At 41.1% G+C, this 14,578-nt stretch carries 12 protein-coding genes; 6 read left to right on the top strand and 6 right to left on the bottom strand.

Going from position 1 to position 14,578, the window contains the following annotated elements:
• Window positions 1-23 precede the first annotated feature (23 nt).
• Together HMPREF2573_RS02450 and HMPREF2573_RS02445 are read right to left on the bottom strand one after the other, a co-directional pair.
• Window positions 24-1,088 (bottom strand): ABC transporter substrate-binding protein, encoded by a 1,065-nt coding sequence (locus tag HMPREF2573_RS02450; protein ID WP_003657585.1) that lies wholly within the window; start codon window positions 1,086-1,088, stop codon window positions 24-26.
• A 176-nt stretch (window positions 1,089-1,264) separates the two neighbouring features.
• On the bottom strand, window positions 1,265-2,239 hold the full coding sequence (locus HMPREF2573_RS02445) for a hypothetical protein (protein WP_003660327.1): 975 nt from the start codon (window positions 2,237-2,239) through the stop codon (window positions 1,265-1,267).
• Window positions 2,240-2,243: 4 nt separating this feature from the next.
• Here HMPREF2573_RS02445 and HMPREF2573_RS02440 point away from each other — a divergent pair, with 4 nt between their 5' ends.
• The 4 genes from HMPREF2573_RS02440 (at window position 2,244) to HMPREF2573_RS02425 (ending at window position 7,103) form a co-directional block, all read left to right on the top strand.
• Complete coding sequence (locus tag HMPREF2573_RS02440; RefSeq protein ID WP_003660328.1) at window positions 2,244-3,188, top strand: methyltransferase domain-containing protein; 945 nt, start codon at window positions 2,244-2,246, stop codon at window positions 3,186-3,188.
• 92 nt (window positions 3,189-3,280) lie between these two features.
• Entirely contained in the window at window positions 3,281-4,777 is a 1,497-nt protein-coding gene (locus HMPREF2573_RS02435; RefSeq protein WP_003673321.1) for an MBOAT family O-acyltransferase, read from the top strand.
• The gene (locus HMPREF2573_RS02430; protein ID WP_013108102.1) at window positions 4,764-5,861 is read left to right on the top strand and encodes an SGNH/GDSL hydrolase family protein; all 1,098 of its coding nucleotides are present in this window, start codon (window positions 4,764-4,766) and stop codon (window positions 5,859-5,861) included. The genes HMPREF2573_RS02435 and HMPREF2573_RS02430 overlap by 14 nt, the downstream gene beginning before the upstream one ends.
• An 18-nt stretch (window positions 5,862-5,879) precedes the next feature.
• Window positions 5,880-7,103, top strand: coding sequence for a GDSL-type esterase/lipase family protein (locus tag HMPREF2573_RS02425; RefSeq protein ID WP_049166805.1), 1,224 nt, complete (start codon window positions 5,880-5,882; stop codon window positions 7,101-7,103).
• 27 nt (window positions 7,104-7,130) lie between these two features.
• Here HMPREF2573_RS02425 and HMPREF2573_RS02420 read toward each other — a convergent pair whose 3' ends face one another.
• The 3 genes from HMPREF2573_RS02420 to pepN all read right to left on the bottom strand — a co-directional run bounded on the left by HMPREF2573_RS02420 (window position 7,131) and on the right by pepN (window position 12,099).
• Entirely contained in the window at window positions 7,131-7,844 is a 714-nt protein-coding gene (locus HMPREF2573_RS02420) for a 16S rRNA (uracil(1498)-N(3))-methyltransferase (protein ID WP_003665663.1), read from the bottom strand.
• 186 nt (window positions 7,845-8,030) lie between these two features.
• Window positions 8,031-9,338: a 3-deoxy-D-manno-octulosonic acid transferase gene (locus HMPREF2573_RS02415; RefSeq protein ID WP_070472448.1), complete on the bottom strand. Its 1,308-nt coding sequence runs from the start codon at window positions 9,336-9,338 to the stop codon at window positions 8,031-8,033.
• Between the two features lie 157 nt (window positions 9,339-9,495).
• On the bottom strand, window positions 9,496-12,099 hold the full coding sequence (gene pepN, locus HMPREF2573_RS02410; protein ID WP_070472445.1) for an aminopeptidase N: 2,604 nt from the start codon (window positions 12,097-12,099) through the stop codon (window positions 9,496-9,498).
• Between the two features lie 383 nt (window positions 12,100-12,482).
• On the opposite strand from pepN, the gene pal reads away from it, so the two are divergent.
• Together pal and HMPREF2573_RS02400 are read left to right on the top strand one after the other, a co-directional pair.
• Window positions 12,483-12,998 (top strand): peptidoglycan-associated lipoprotein Pal, encoded by a 516-nt coding sequence (pal, locus tag HMPREF2573_RS02405; RefSeq protein ID WP_003657595.1) that lies wholly within the window; start codon window positions 12,483-12,485, stop codon window positions 12,996-12,998.
• Window positions 12,999-13,064: 66 nt separating this feature from the next.
• Window positions 13,065-13,643, top strand: coding sequence for a 4'-phosphopantetheinyl transferase family protein (locus tag HMPREF2573_RS02400; RefSeq protein WP_070472442.1), 579 nt, complete (start codon window positions 13,065-13,067; stop codon window positions 13,641-13,643).
• Window positions 13,644-13,709: 66 nt separating this feature from the next.
• On the opposite strand, the gene HMPREF2573_RS02395 is transcribed toward HMPREF2573_RS02400, so the two are convergent.
• Window positions 13,710-14,480: a hypothetical protein gene (locus tag HMPREF2573_RS02395; protein ID WP_070472439.1), complete on the bottom strand. Its 771-nt coding sequence runs from the start codon at window positions 14,478-14,480 to the stop codon at window positions 13,710-13,712.
• Between the last annotated feature and the right edge of the window lie 98 nt (window positions 14,481-14,578).

The raw sequence follows: 14,578 nt of genomic DNA, 5'->3' as shown, positions 1-14,578 counted from the left end.
CGCATATTTTGGCTAAGAACATGCTATTTATTCGGCTGACGCGCTGGCGTGGTGTCAACATTGATACTCTCACCCAGTGTTGTCAAATCCACCGTTACGCCTTGATTGGCTGCGTGTTTTGGGCTGATAAATAAGGTCAAAGTATTCATCACTTCAGGTTTAATTTCATTTGGGGATTTACCATCTAACACTTGAGCGACCAATTTTGCGGTTGTCAAGCCAAAATCATAATCGTTCACACCCAAAGCAGCTGTCGCACCACGGCGTACCGAAAATTCATCTGAGGTAATCACAGGTATTTGTAACTCATTAGCAGCCAAAACCATCGCTTCCATCGCTGATGCCACACCATTATCTAGTGATGTATAAAGTAAATCCACCTTGCCAGCCAATGAACGCGTCGCATCGCCCACATCGCTTGATCGATTGGCGGGCACTTCCACCAAAGTCATGCCATATTTTGGTAAAATTTCAATTAACTTATTTTTGACGGCAACAGAATTGGCTTCACCAGGGCTAAAAACAAAGCCAATGCGTTTGGCTTCAGGCTTGATTTTTTGAAATAATTCAACTTGTGGCTCAATGGGCAGCTGACTGGATAAACCTGTAATGTTAGGCTGGGTAGCTTGATGATTGTTATTTAATAATTTGGCAGCCACAGGGTCAGAGACAGCCGTATAAATCAGCGGAATGCTTGTAGTCGCTGCCGCCAAGCTTTGGGCGCTCGGTGTGGTAATAGCTACGATGGCATCAGGTGTATCCGCCACAAACTGCTTGGCAATCTGCCCGACAGTCGCCATATTACCTTGGGCAGATTGGAAATTAACGGTCAAATTTTCACCGTCTTTATAACCTAAGCTTGCCAAACCATCCACCACGCCCAAGCGAATATCATCCAATGACGGATGCTCAACGATGGCGGTAATCGCAATGGTTTTGGTAGTTTTTTCGGTGGGGGTATTTGAGGTATCGGCAGGTGCTTGTGAGATTGTTTGGGTGGGTTGACTACAGCCAACCGCCAAAGCTGCGATGGCTATAGCGGCAAACTTTGGCATGACTTGAGCAAACTTATTTCGAGCCAAGGTCATAAATCTCTCCATTATATGTTGATTGTGATAAAATAAAAACTTAAAAATCTCATTGATTGTAACATAAATTTTATAGATTGCGTATCCATTTCAACAGCTCATCCAAGCCGTTATAGCCATCAAAAAACCCTTTTTGATGGTCAAAAGGGTTTTTTGATTTCAGGGTCAAACGGCAATCAATAGGTTTCGTTTGACTCAACGATACTGATACTTGTTTTGCCATCACTACTGGCATTCGCCGTTGGTGGCTGTGGGTGTGGTAAGTCTTGAGATGTCTTATTTGCAGAACGCTCGGTGGTACGCTCGGTATTGGCTTTGGCTTGACTATCACGATCCACACGAGGGGTGCTACCAGCTGCAGAAGATTGCCCTACCGAGTTTTGTGTGGGTGTCTGTGCTGAATTATTTGAAGACATCTCGCTGCGTGGGCGAGATGACACCTGTGCGTTAGGTGCTGGCTTTTGTTCAATGTACGTCGTTACACTAGAATCTTCTTGAGGATTTGATGGCATAGCTATTGGTGCCTCTGGCAGTCGCTCAATTGCTTGTGGTCGTGCGGTAACATCAGATTGTATGGATACTTGTGGCAAACTGCTTGTAGAAGCTGCCAAAATATCGGCAATCAGAAGAATGGCATTATGATTGTTGCCATACATCACCACATTACCATTGACCATTTGATAAGTTATTTGTTTGGCGACAATTGTGCCATTATAAAACTCAACTTGATCTTGGCTAGCACGCTGTAATAAAGTTACCCCTGAACGAGCAAAAGCAAATTCTGCATTCGCCAAATCTTGGGGGTTTACCGTTATATGTACATCCGCCATACAGCTATCGGCAAAATTCGTGGCATTTTGGGTGGTGATTTGTAAAGTATTCAGCTGCTGACCAATGGTATTTTGTATGGCGAGGCGTTGGTTGGGGTCTGCATCCGTCATTTGGCTCATCACGGCATCAAGAATGGACTGCTTGATACCATTTTGTAGATTTGCTTGCATGGCTGGTGCTTGGCAAATGTCATCAATCTGCTGAACGACAGGCTCAGCCACCGCCATCTCATCATCACGGTGGTTGTCATGACTACAACCAGCCAGCGTTAATAGTGCAGCAGTTGGTAAGCTTAAATATTGGATGGTAGATTTTTTCATAAAGATGCTCATCACTCAAAAGCCAATTTATAAAATTTATCGAAGAAAAGCACGCTGTGCTATAATACTTGATTGGCGAAAATGCCCTTATTATAACACAATTCATCAACAAATCACGCACACCAACCTTTACATTTGGTTGCTTTATTTTATTTATCAATTAACTATGACCATCACCAACGATAGAAATTTTGATGCCATTAGCGAACACTTTGCCAAAAAAGTATATGGCGGTCTTAAAGGACGCATTCGCTTAGCCGTGCTTCAGCAAGATTTAAGCGAAGCGATGGATCAGCTTATGCTCAATCGCCCTTTACGCATCTTAGATGTGGGCGCAGGACTGGCTCAGATTAGCCTATCTTTGGCATCAGATCATCATGTAACGGTCAATGACATTTCAACCAATATGCTAGATATGGCAAAAGATCATGCCAAATCGCTTGGGGTATATGATCAAGTACGGTTTATCACTTGCCCTTATCAGGCATTGTCAAATCATTTGGCAGGTGAGCAGTTTGATATTATCTTATGTCATGCACTACTTGAGTGGTTGGGCGAGCCTGAAAAAATCATGACTTTTTTTGATCAGTATTTGGCAGATGGTGGCATGCTGTCTTTGTGTTTTTATAATCCTGCCAGTAAAATTTATCGTAATTTAATCATGGGAAATTTTTATCAGCTTAATACGCCTCGCCCTGCTGATGATAAAAGTTTAACGCCCAATCACCCTGTCGCCCCCGATACCGTCGAAGCATGGCTAATTGCTCATTATTATAAAATCAGTATTCGCTCAGGTATTCGGGTATTTTCAGATTATGCACCCCTGAAGCGTGGTGGCCTAAATAACCCCGACGATGTGGTTGCGATGGAACTTGAATACTCACGCCAGCTGCCTTTTCGTGCCATGGGGCGATATCTGCATATCATCGCCTTCAAAAATCCTGCTTGATATCAGACTTAGCAAGCATATTTAAATGTATGAATCATAAAATCATAATGTGTTAAAATAAGTGATTTTCTTGGTTTTTATAGAATTGAGCCATGTTTTCTTTTCTGTCTTTAGAATTTACTTTAATGTTCATTGGTTTTTTGGCAATTTATTGGCTGTTTCGCCAAACACCAAAATTCCAAAATTTTCTCATTATCCTATTTAGCTATACGGTCATTTATCTAATGGCAGGTACGCTTGCGACAGAGATTTTATTTGGCTATACAATATTTGTATTTTTCATCACAAAGATGATGAATGGCTCTAAAATCAAGAAATTTTGGCTGATTTTAGGGATTGCCATCACACTGATTCAGTTGAGCATTTTTAAATATTATGATTTTTTCCGAGAAGGGATTAAGTACAGCCTTGATGCCATGCAGCTGGATTCATCAGGGGTGATGGCAAATATCATTTTTCCGCTCGGTATTTCTTATTATTCATTCCAAGCCATCAGTTATATGGTCAGTCGTTATTATGATGAATATGATGTACCTCAGTTAAGTTTTATGGCACTGTTGCACCACTTATCCTTTTTTGGGACAATCAGTGCAGGACCTATCGCACGCACCAAGTCGGTATCAGGACTGACTGATATTGAGGGCAATCCTTGTGGTATGAGCGAACAAATCATCAGCCAAAATCCACGCCGTATTTTATTTCCCACCATCGCACTTTGCCTGATTTTATTAGCACTCATTAAAAAATGGTGGCTGGCAGGCTGGTTGGCTGACCATTGGGTCAATCCCATCTTTGCCAATCCCATGCAATATCATAGCTTAGAGGTATTAGTCGCAATTTATGGCTATACGCTACAGCTATTTTTGGACTTTTCGGGGTACAGTGAGATGATGGTAGCATTTGGTTTATTGATTGGTTTTCGCTTGCCTGTCAACTTTAAAGCACCATTAATCGCACATAATATTCGTGTTTTTTGGGATAGGTGGCACATTAGTTTATCTACATGGATTCGTGATTATATCTATATTCCCTTAGGGGGCAGTCGCCAGGGCTTTATAAAAACCCAAGTCAATTTATTAATTGCCATGGCATTATCAGGCATTTGGCATGGCTCTAGTGTGAATTTTCTACTTTGGGGCGTGTTGCATGGGCTTGCCATCATTTGGTTAAATTGTACCGATAAACTCTACCAAAATATTTATGCTGTCGATGCCAAACATGCACGCAATGCACTATATCGCCACAGTTGGCTAGGTAAAGTGATTGGGATTTTTGTGACCATTCATTTTGTGGCATTTTGTTTTGTGTTTTTTCGTGCAACCAGCTGGAGTGAGGCAATACAAATTTTTGAGGCATTGGCATACAACCATACCAACATTGCTTGGAGTGGTAATCCGCTGTTTATACTGGCACTTTTTATGATAGCTTGGTTCATCTACCCCATCTACACACGCCAAACTCTTAATATTATTCGCCTTGGTAGTCTATTGCCCAAGCCCATCCTAATCAGTCTTTTATTTGTTTGTTTGATGATTGTTGTTATTTTTGCGCCGTCAGGCATTCCAGGATTTATTTATGCAAACTTCTAATCAACCAATCTCAAAGGTCGCCCAAACCAAGCAATACCCTGAGCCTAAGCATATTCGGCTAAAGCTGCGCCCCAAGCCTTATTTTCACGGCAAAAGTTACAGCTATTTGCTGATAGTGCTGTGCTTATTTGCCACACTTGGTGTATGGATAATGCAAAATTCCATTAATGCATATTATCTACAAACTTATCACAAAAGCAGCCCTTTAAGCTTACTTGATCGTTATCCTGCTTGGAAAATGGGTGGTGATATCGGCAATAAACTGTATGCTTGGCATGGTGATTTAACCAGTGCTATTAACCAGAAAAATCAGCAAATTGTTGATTATTTTAATGACAATTTGGCTTATACCCCCAAATATCAGGCAATGATGGCAAAAAGCCTTGAATCTACGCCCGCTGCACAGATGGATAATGTTGGCGTATCAGAGGCCAAACCTGACAATCCTTATGTAATACATTCAGGTGATGAGATTTTTTTTGCTGGCGACTCAATGATGCAAGGCGTCGCACCGCATATCCAGCAATATCTTCAAAAAAATTACAACATCAAATCCGTCAATCTTGCCAAACAAAGTACAGGTTTGGCTTATCCAAGCCTATTTAATTGGCCAAAAACCATCAAAGAGACACTGTCCATCAATGCCAATATCAAAATTTTGGTTGTATTTTTGGGGCCTAATGACCCTTGGGATATGCCTGATTTGGTCAATGGCGGTCAATTAAAATTCCAAACGCCAGAATGGGAGATGGGCTACCGTCAGCGTATGATGGATATTTTGGACAGTGCCAAAAATCACAATACGCAAGTCATTTGGATCACACCGCCAAATATGAAAAAACAAAAGCTCAATAAGCAGATGATTTATCTAAATCAGATTATGCAAGATGAACTAAAACGCCATCATGTACTTATCATTGATTCACGCAAGCTATTAGGCACAAGCGATGATATTTATAATGATTATCTGATACAAGATGGAAAAAGCGTTAAAATGCGTACCGCTGATGGTATTCATTTTAGTGTCAAAGGACAAAAGTTAATCGCCCAAGCTGTACAAGATCAAATCACCATCATACCATAATATCTATTAGGCAAATTTATGAAACAATTTTTTGCGTTATCTGTGTTAGCCATGTCAATGAGCACATCGGCAAATTATTTAACCAATTATCAAGATCCAAATACCGATCAGCTCATTCAAGCTCTCAATAATAACCGCATCCATATCGTACAGCTGGGCGACTCACATACTGCAGGCGACAGCATGACCGAAGCACTGCGTAGTCAGTTACAAAGTCGCTATGGTAACGGTGGTATGGGCTGGGCGATGCCGATGTATTTTAGCGGTCAGCGTATGGCACGCTATGGCTATGATAATTATCAATGGACACCCATCTCAAGTCGCCGCAATCAAAATGAGGATTATACATTAGGCGGTTTAATCGCTAAGCCAAATTTTTCAGGCAGTACGCTGACTATTAAAGCAAAAAATCAAGAGCCTATGCAATCAATGACCGTCAGCATTCGCCAAAGTGCCACTGATGGCTTATTTAAAATCAGTGATGCAGATGGCAATCATCTGATACTTGAAGCACCGATTAAAAACGATACTTGGCAAACCACAACTTTTGATGCCAAATTGCCTTTTACGCTCACTGCTGAAGGCAGTATGACAAATACCGCCATTGGTGGCTGGTGGGGTAGGTCAAAACATGAACTTGGTGCCATTGTCTCATCGCTTGGTATCAATGGTGCAGAGCTATCACATTGGAGCCGCTGGAATCAAAACGCATGGCAACAAGAGTTGGCAACCATTGCACCTGAGCTAATCATACTTGCCTATGGCACAAATGAAGCTTATAACAATCTTAGTGCCGAACGCATCGCTACCGTATTAGATGAGCGTATTGAACAAATTCGTCAAGCATCGCCACATTCAGCGATTATGATTGTCTCGTCGCCTGAGGTGCTAAAAAATACAGCAGGCAGCTGCGGTGTACGCCCACCAACTTTACATGCCATTCAAGAAGTGCAGCGTCAAACTGCCCAAAATAAACACACGCTTTTTTGGGATTGGCAATCGGCCATGGGTGGCAGCTGCTCAATGAAGCAGTGGATGAAAAGTGGCAAAGCTACCAAAGATGGGGTACATTTTACCCATTTAGGTTATCAACAATTGGGCAGGCAAATGGCTGATGACATTATCTCATTGTCTGCATTAAATTCATCTTCACACTTAACATCACCGCCACAGATGATATCCCCATCACCCATATCAATTGCACCATCTTTATCAACAACACGCACTTTTTATCAAAAATAGCACCGTTAATGATACTTTAGTGATTGATTATAGCCATCTACCCAGTAACGCATTGACCGCAGCTTCAGTGCGTAAAATTCGCTTGCCCAAACTGGCAGCTTGAACGCCTACACTGTCCAAAAGCTGAATTTCATAAGGAATAAATCCACCTTCTGCCCCCACAACCAAAACTTGTGGTAACTGGTTTTGGGTGAGTTTACCAAAGTGTTCTTCGGCATAAGGGTGTGCCACAATTGCACCGCCATCACCGATAAGGCTTGGCAAGTCATCTTGCACAAATGGCTTAAACCGTTTGGCAAGTGTTATCTGTGGAGTTATTGTATCTATGCCTTGTTGCAGACCCTCGATGACAAATTCATCCAATCGTGACAGTAATGGTGAACTCCAATAGGACTTATCCGTACGATAACTGTTAATAAAGACCATATGGCGAACACCTGCTGCTGTCATATCCATCACCAGCCTTCTTAAAACTTTTGGGCGTGGTAGTGCCAAAACAACCACAAGATTAAGTTTACAAGGTGGCGACTTGGTCAAAGTAATCTCTGATAATATCACCTGATTTTCATCCATATGGACAATCCTGCCATGACCCATATTGCCCCCCAGCTTTCCCAACTTTATAAAATCGCCATGGTGTACATTTAATACCGTTTTTAGATGTACAATGGTTGACTGATTATGAATAACGGCACTGTCGGCGGTGATAAAATCGTTATCGTTTAATAAAATAATATTCATGAGTGATGATATGTGATTAAGATAGTCGTCGATGTTGGTTCAAGTTTAGCACAGCTTTAATAATCAAATCACACCCATCCAATTCGGTAAAGTCTTAAGATGTCTTAGGAGATGCCTACCCTGATTACACACTATATCATTTAGATGGTTTAAAAAATAACATGATTATTTTTGCATAACATATGGCTAAATCATACGCAGCACAAATAAAAACTGCTCTTGTAAAGCACGCTGTTTTTGTTGTACCAATACAGCACCTGATCTGCCCGTCCATTGAGATAAAGATGCCTGCAATAAGCTTTTAAATAATTGCTCTGAAATATTAGGCTCATCTGGCAGTTGTACCAATGCACCAACCTGTTTTAGTGCTTCAACCAAATCCTTACAATTATCATCATAAGCACCCATAATAACAGGTGTAGCAAGGCTGGCAGGTTCAATGGGATTATGCCCTCCAATTGGCACAAACGAGCCGCCAACTACCGCAATCTGAGCGACTTGATACCAAGAAAGTAGCTCCCCCATCGTATCGGCAAGATAAATTTGTGTCTTTGGGCTAATGGTTTCACCCATTGAACGGCGAGCAGTCAAAAAACCACCTTGTAAACACATTTGGTGGACGACTTCAAATCGCTCAGGATGTCTTGGCACAAGGATGAGTAGTGCATTGGGGAATTTTTGTAAAAATTGCTGATGTGCCTTTAGGGCAATGCACTCCTCACCATCATGCGAACTTGCCATCACCCAAATGTATGTTTTACATGCTTGATTAAGCTGCCTTGTTAGGATGTTAACGGCTGCCAACTGGGCATCGCTTAGCGTACTGACACTTGCCCATTTTAACGAATCACTTTGGACAATATAAACCCTGCCCAGCTGTCCAAATCGCTTTGCAGAGCTGGCATCTTGAGCAATGATACCATCAAGATTTGCCATCATCGTTTGGCTTACTTTGGCAATTTTGGCATATCCTAGATAAGATTTTTGGGTTAAGCGTGCGTTAATCATTAATGTTTTAATGCCATGTTTTCGGCAGGCATATAAAGTATTAGCCCAAAGCTCTGTTTCAATGAACAATGCTGCAATGGGCTTGACATGCGTTAAAAAAGTATCAATCACCGAAGGCGTATCTACAGGTACAAAACTATGTGCCACACGCCCCAATCGGATTTCATTATCAAATAATTTAGCCGCACGCTCAAAACCTGTTTGGGTGGTACTCGTTACCCACAGCCCATAACCGTGATTCAAAAGCTTAAGCAATAATGGGTATACTGTATTTAGCTCACCCAAAGAAACGGCATGACACCAAATAACGCCTAGCCTGCCAACAGGTGGCGGCTGATAGTGCTTAGCAAAACGCTCATTTAACTCCCGCTTAAGCGTTGGCTTATTTTTGGATTTTTTGATAACCATTTGCCGATAAATGGGTGCAAGCATCACGGTTGCCAAACGATAATATAACGGCGGTCGAACAGCATGGGTATCAGACATGGCTATCAAGTGATTTTATGACTAAGATAAGATTGCATTCTTTGTTGAGTTAATATTTGTTTAGTTAAGTTAATAAAAGACTATCCTGATGAGAATAAAAATCATCAAATAATAAAACGGGCAAGCGGTTACCTGCCCGAATTAAAATGACTGATACTTATGCTACCGTTTGCATATTTTGCAAAAATTCAAGCACATTTTTTGATGAAACCTGAGAAGTAACTGCAGCCAGTTTTTCTTGAGCCATCGCTTTTTTATCAGCTGTCAAAGTATTCCAACGAGCCAACGCAGAAAGCAAGCGTGCCGCCAACTGCGGATTGCTACCATCTAAGCGTACAACCGATGACAAATACAAATCAAGACCCTCAGCTGTCCAAAGTTGCACAGGTTTGGCAGCCAAAGCACTTAAGGTCGTGCGTACACGATTTGGTGTGTTCCAATCATAATCGGTACGCTCCATGAGTGAGGCTATTTGAGAGACACTGGTACTATCTGGCGTTGCTTGTGCGACAAACCAAGCATCAATCACCAAATCTTCATGGCTAAATTTGGCATAAAAATCATCAAGATAGCTGTCTTTTTTATCCAAATTATGCTCAATCATTGCCATCAAAGCACCCAGTCGCTCACTCATGCAAGACGCATTATCGTATTGATGATAAGCATCTTGATGAGCCATCTCATCGCCTGCCGTCAAACGCAAATTCAATAAAACATTACGCAATAAACGGCGACCTCGTGCCTGCGGTGTGTCTTCATACGCTTGTAATGGTAATTTTTGATACCAAAGCTTGGTATTTTCTAGCAAACCATCAGCAATTTTGCCAATCAATTCATCTCGGCGAGCTTTAACACTGATAGGGTCATAATTTTCATCATAAGCCATCGCAAGCTCTTTTTGGCTTGGAATATCAAATAATCGTGCTGCCAGCATAGGATCATCTTCAATCAATTCATCAACAGCTTTTTGGATAACTGAAATGATTAAAGTGGCGTCCTCTACGCTACCGGATAACCATCGATTCATCAGTATTTGCAGTGCTTGCCAACGGTTGAATCCCTCACTTTCAAACGCCACCAAACTTGCCAAATCTTCATCTGTATAATCAAAGTCAATCTTGACAGGTGCTGAAAAATTACGCAACACTGATACCACAGGATGAGCACCATCAGACAGCTGAATGTGATCAAATTCAAATTGTGCATTATCTGTTGTCAAAAGCAACATTCTGCTTGCCAACATCTCACCTGTTAGGCTATCAAAAATTGCCGTATCTACGGGGATTGGTAGTGCAACGGGTGCATCATAATTAGGTACATGGCGGGTTTTTTGGGATAAATTAATAATAACTTTATCGCCAAGAACACGATAGCCACCTGATACAACTGGTGTGCCTGGCTGACGATACCACGCTAAAAAATCCATCACTCGAGCATCTGCCACTGACATCGCAGATAAGAAATCTTCAACGGTTACCGCTTGACCATCATAGCGAGCAAAATATTCATCCGAACCTTGGCGAAATTTCTCTTTACCCAAGAAATTGGCAATCATACGGACAATCTCTGCACCTTTTTCATAGATGGTCATTGTATAAAAGTTATTAATTTCAACAAAGCTCTCAGGGCGAACAGGGTGTGCTAACGAACCTGCATCTTCAGCAAACTGTGCTGCCCGTAATACAGCAACATCTTCGATACGCTGAACCGCTTTTGAGCGAAAATCACCTGAAAAACTTTGGTCACGAAATACAGTAAATCCTTCTTTTAGGCATAACTGGAACCAATCACGGCAAGTAATGCGGTTACCCGTCCAGTTATGAAAGTACTCATGAGCGATCACCGATTTAACCAAAAAACTGCGTTCGTCAGTTGTTGTTTCGGGGCTTGATAATACACAACTGGTGTTAAAGATATTTAAACCCTTATTTTCCATCGCACCCATATTAAACTGACCTGTCGCCACAATCATATAGCGATCTAAATCATAAGCACGACCATAATTATCTTCATCCCACTTCATCGCATCTTTTAGCGCTTGCATACCAACATGACATTTATCAATATCTTGAGCATCGGCATACACCTCAAGCAAAACTTCTCGACCTTCAATGGTTGTATAGTGGTCTTGAAGCACTTCTAGATTGGCAATGACAGCGGCGAATAGATAGCTGGGTTTTTTGGTAGGATCATGCCAAATGGTATAATGGCGATTTTCATCCACATCTCCTGACTCAACCAAATTACCATTGGCAAGCAAGGTTTTAAAATGCTTTGGTGCTTCTAGGCGTGTGGTGTATTCTGTCAAAACATCAGGGCGGTCAGGGAAAAAGGTGATTTTGCGAAAACCCTCAGGTTCGCATTGTGTCACAAACATCTTATCGTCACCTGTTCCTGCTTGATATAGCCCTTCAAGTGTTGTGTTGGTTTGTGGTGAAATCTCAACCAATGTCTCAATCACTGCGACATTTGGTGCATCTAAAATTGTTAAGCCTTCCTTATCAAGATGATACGCCTGCGACTCTAATTCCTGACCATTTAGGTGAATGCTTTTAAGCTTTAAATCTCGCCCAAGAAGCCGAAGCTCGCCTGCGTGTGCTCGTGTCATTTTAAGTTTGGCACCAACGACAGCATGATCATCAAACAAGCGGATATCCAAATCCACTTTATCAACTGCATATACTGGCGGCGTGTAGTCTTTTAGATAAACTTTTTTGGGGGACTGTGCTGTATCTTTTTGTACTGTATCTGTCATAATCATCTACTTTTCGTTGTTAAGTTTTTGGCGTATGTTAAGTTAATCCATTTAACTCGGTATTCCATTTAACTCGGTATATTATTATTGCTCATCAATACCAAATAAAGCCTACCAAAGGGGCTATCATGTTAGCAAAATTTTAATCATTTGGCAATTTTAGCACTCATAAATTTAACGATGCCAAATAATCACACGCTCATCACTAATAATTAAGCTGGAACATATCCTAATCTTGATAAAAAATCCTTGTAAAAATGTGATAAATTTGTCATTATATTCACATATAAGAAAGATTATTACTTGATAAATACTTTTTTACCCTTATTAATTGACAATCACTATAAACCGTTACAATAATTGACAAGCCAAAATCTGGTATCCTTATGATGTTACATATTCAAATTGCCGCCGCTGCCGCCGCTTTATCGGTACTAACTTTTATGACAGGCTGTGCCAATAAATCAACAAGTCAAGTTATGGTTGCTCCTAATGCACCCACAGGTTACACTGGGGTTATCTATACTGGTGTTGCACCTTTGGTAGATAATGATGAGACCGTTAAGGCTCTAGCAAGCACGCTACCCAGTTTGGTTTATTTTGACTTTGATTCTGATGAGATTAAACCGCAAGCTGCTGCCATCTTAGACGAACAAGCACAATTTTTAACCACCAATCAAACAGCTCGTGTTTTGGTTGCAGGTCATACCGATGAGCGTGGTAGTCGTGAGTATAATATGTCACTGGGGGAACGCCGTGCGGTGGCGGTACGCAACTATTTGCTTGGTAAAGGCATTAATCAAGCCAGCGTTGAGATTATCAGTTTTGGTGAAGAACGCCCTATCGCATTTGGCACAAATGAAGAAGCATGGTCACAAAATCGTCGTGCTGAACTGTCTTATTAATGATAACCAGTCAAGCAAGCTCAAATCAGGGTCAGCCTGTTTTGAGCTTTTTATTTTTTGATCATCATGCTTAAGATTCACTCTGCCATTTTTTTACAACCTGCACCACAAGTCATCATCGCATTTGCAAAAATGGTACAAACAAGCCGTCAGCGACTTAAACAAAAAAAGGCTCAATCTGCGTGTGTGCGTTCACTTTTACAAATCACCATGCACCGCTTTGACATTGTTGGTGAATTTCATGACCATGCACACCCTTATTATATTAACTCAAATAAAATACGCTACTTTGTCAGCTTTAGCCATTCAGATAATCAAGTCGCTCTCATCATCAGCTTAACACCTTGTGCCATTGACATAGAAGTTAACGATATTAAATACAGTGTGGTTGAACGATACTTTCATCCCAATGAAATTTATCTACTTAATAAATTTAGCTATACTGATAGGCAACAGCTTATTAATACCTTATGGCGATTAAAAGAGTGCCGAATTAAACTGATTCAAGATCAGCTGTACACTGGCATGGGTGCGGATATGTCATGTTATCTGACTGACATTCGGCCCAATTCAATCAATTTAATAAAAAATAATGACGATTACTTTTATAACCACCCTAAGCTCAACTTAACAGCTTTATTTTAAATTTTAATTTAACAAATAAAAAGGCAATGCATAAGCATTGCCTTTTGATTCAAGCCTAAGCTTAAATTAGAAGCGGTAAGTTACACCAACTTTAGCGATTGGGAACCAGTTGGCATATTTTTTATCTTCGATGTCACGCTCTGCTTGTTTTGCAATGTCAGCTGCATTTTTCTTAGTTATACCATCAGTAGCAGTTACCTTACCCTCTACTACCTTAACTGGATTTTTTGCTTCAACAGTAGCGTCTACTTTGCCCAAATAAGCAGCACCAACTTCACCAAATACACCCCAGTTACTGTGTAGATTTGGGCGGAAACCCAGTGTCAAATAAGGTGCTACTTTATTACGATGCTCAAGCTTACCAGTCAACTGACCTACATCGCTTTGTTTGTAGTCTTTACCATCAACACGGAAAACACCATCGGTTGTGTTATTTGAGCGGACTTTGATGTCGTTCTTAGGTACGATGATACCTGTCCCAACGGTGAACCAGTTGGCAGCAGGACGCACTTGAGCACCTAAGTATGGGTTAGAAAAATCAGTTTCAAGTTGATAGTTAACGCCATTAGCATTAAAGTTATCATTGATAGATTTTGCGATATTGCCACCAGCCCAACCTGCTTGTAGCTCAACAGTATCATTCACTGCCCAGCCAATGTTAGCACCATAACCCAAAGTACCAACCTCAGCACTCACAGCTGCAGGTTTAACCAGTGTGCTAAAGATGGTACGAGTACCGTCAACAACGGTCGCACCAGTATTGGTAACAACATTTGCCATTGCAGAAGTTGACAGTAGAACTGCAGCAGAAACTACAGATAATTTAATAGCTTTCATCACTTTCTCCTAAAATCGATACACCGAACAACCTAAAGGCATATCTAAGTTATTAATGGTTACATTTTAATACGATTAATCGCTTAATGCCACCCCTA

Origin of the sequence: Moraxella sp. HMSC061H09 (assembly GCF_001809255.1) — a bacterium.
GTDB lineage: Bacteria > Pseudomonadota > Gammaproteobacteria > Pseudomonadales > Moraxellaceae > Moraxella > Moraxella catarrhalis.
The sequence above is the reverse complement of the archived record's forward strand: the minus strand, read 5'-3'. Positions and strand labels throughout refer to the sequence as shown.

Coding starts and splice junctions, on each gene's coding strand:
- HMPREF2573_RS02430 (WP_013108102.1), top strand. CDS start 4,764: ATGCAAACTTCTAATCAACCAATCTCAAAGGTCGCCCAAACCAAGCAA.
- pal (WP_003657595.1), top strand. CDS start 12,483: ATGTTACATATTCAAATTGCCGCCGCTGCCGCCGCTTTATCGGTACTA.
- HMPREF2573_RS02395 (WP_070472439.1), bottom strand. CDS start 14,480: ATGAAAGCTATTAAATTATCTGTAGTTTCTGCTGCAGTTCTACTGTCA.
- HMPREF2573_RS02400 (WP_070472442.1), top strand. CDS start 13,065: ATGCTTAAGATTCACTCTGCCATTTTTTTACAACCTGCACCACAAGTC.
- HMPREF2573_RS02425 (WP_049166805.1), top strand. CDS start 5,880: ATGAAACAATTTTTTGCGTTATCTGTGTTAGCCATGTCAATGAGCACA.
- HMPREF2573_RS02435 (WP_003673321.1), top strand. CDS start 3,281: ATGTTTTCTTTTCTGTCTTTAGAATTTACTTTAATGTTCATTGGTTTT.
- HMPREF2573_RS02445 (WP_003660327.1), bottom strand. CDS start 2,239: ATGAAAAAATCTACCATCCAATATTTAAGCTTACCAACTGCTGCACTA.
- HMPREF2573_RS02450 (WP_003657585.1), bottom strand. CDS start 1,088: ATGACCTTGGCTCGAAATAAGTTTGCTCAAGTCATGCCAAAGTTTGCC.
- HMPREF2573_RS02415 (WP_070472448.1), bottom strand. CDS start 9,338: ATGTCTGATACCCATGCTGTTCGACCGCCGTTATATTATCGTTTGGCA.
- HMPREF2573_RS02440 (WP_003660328.1), top strand. CDS start 2,244: ATGCTCATCACTCAAAAGCCAATTTATAAAATTTATCGAAGAAAAGCA.
- HMPREF2573_RS02420 (WP_003665663.1), bottom strand. CDS start 7,844: ATGAATATTATTTTATTAAACGATAACGATTTTATCACCGCCGACAGT.
- pepN (WP_070472445.1), bottom strand. CDS start 12,099: ATGATTATGACAGATACAGTACAAAAAGATACAGCACAGTCCCCCAAA.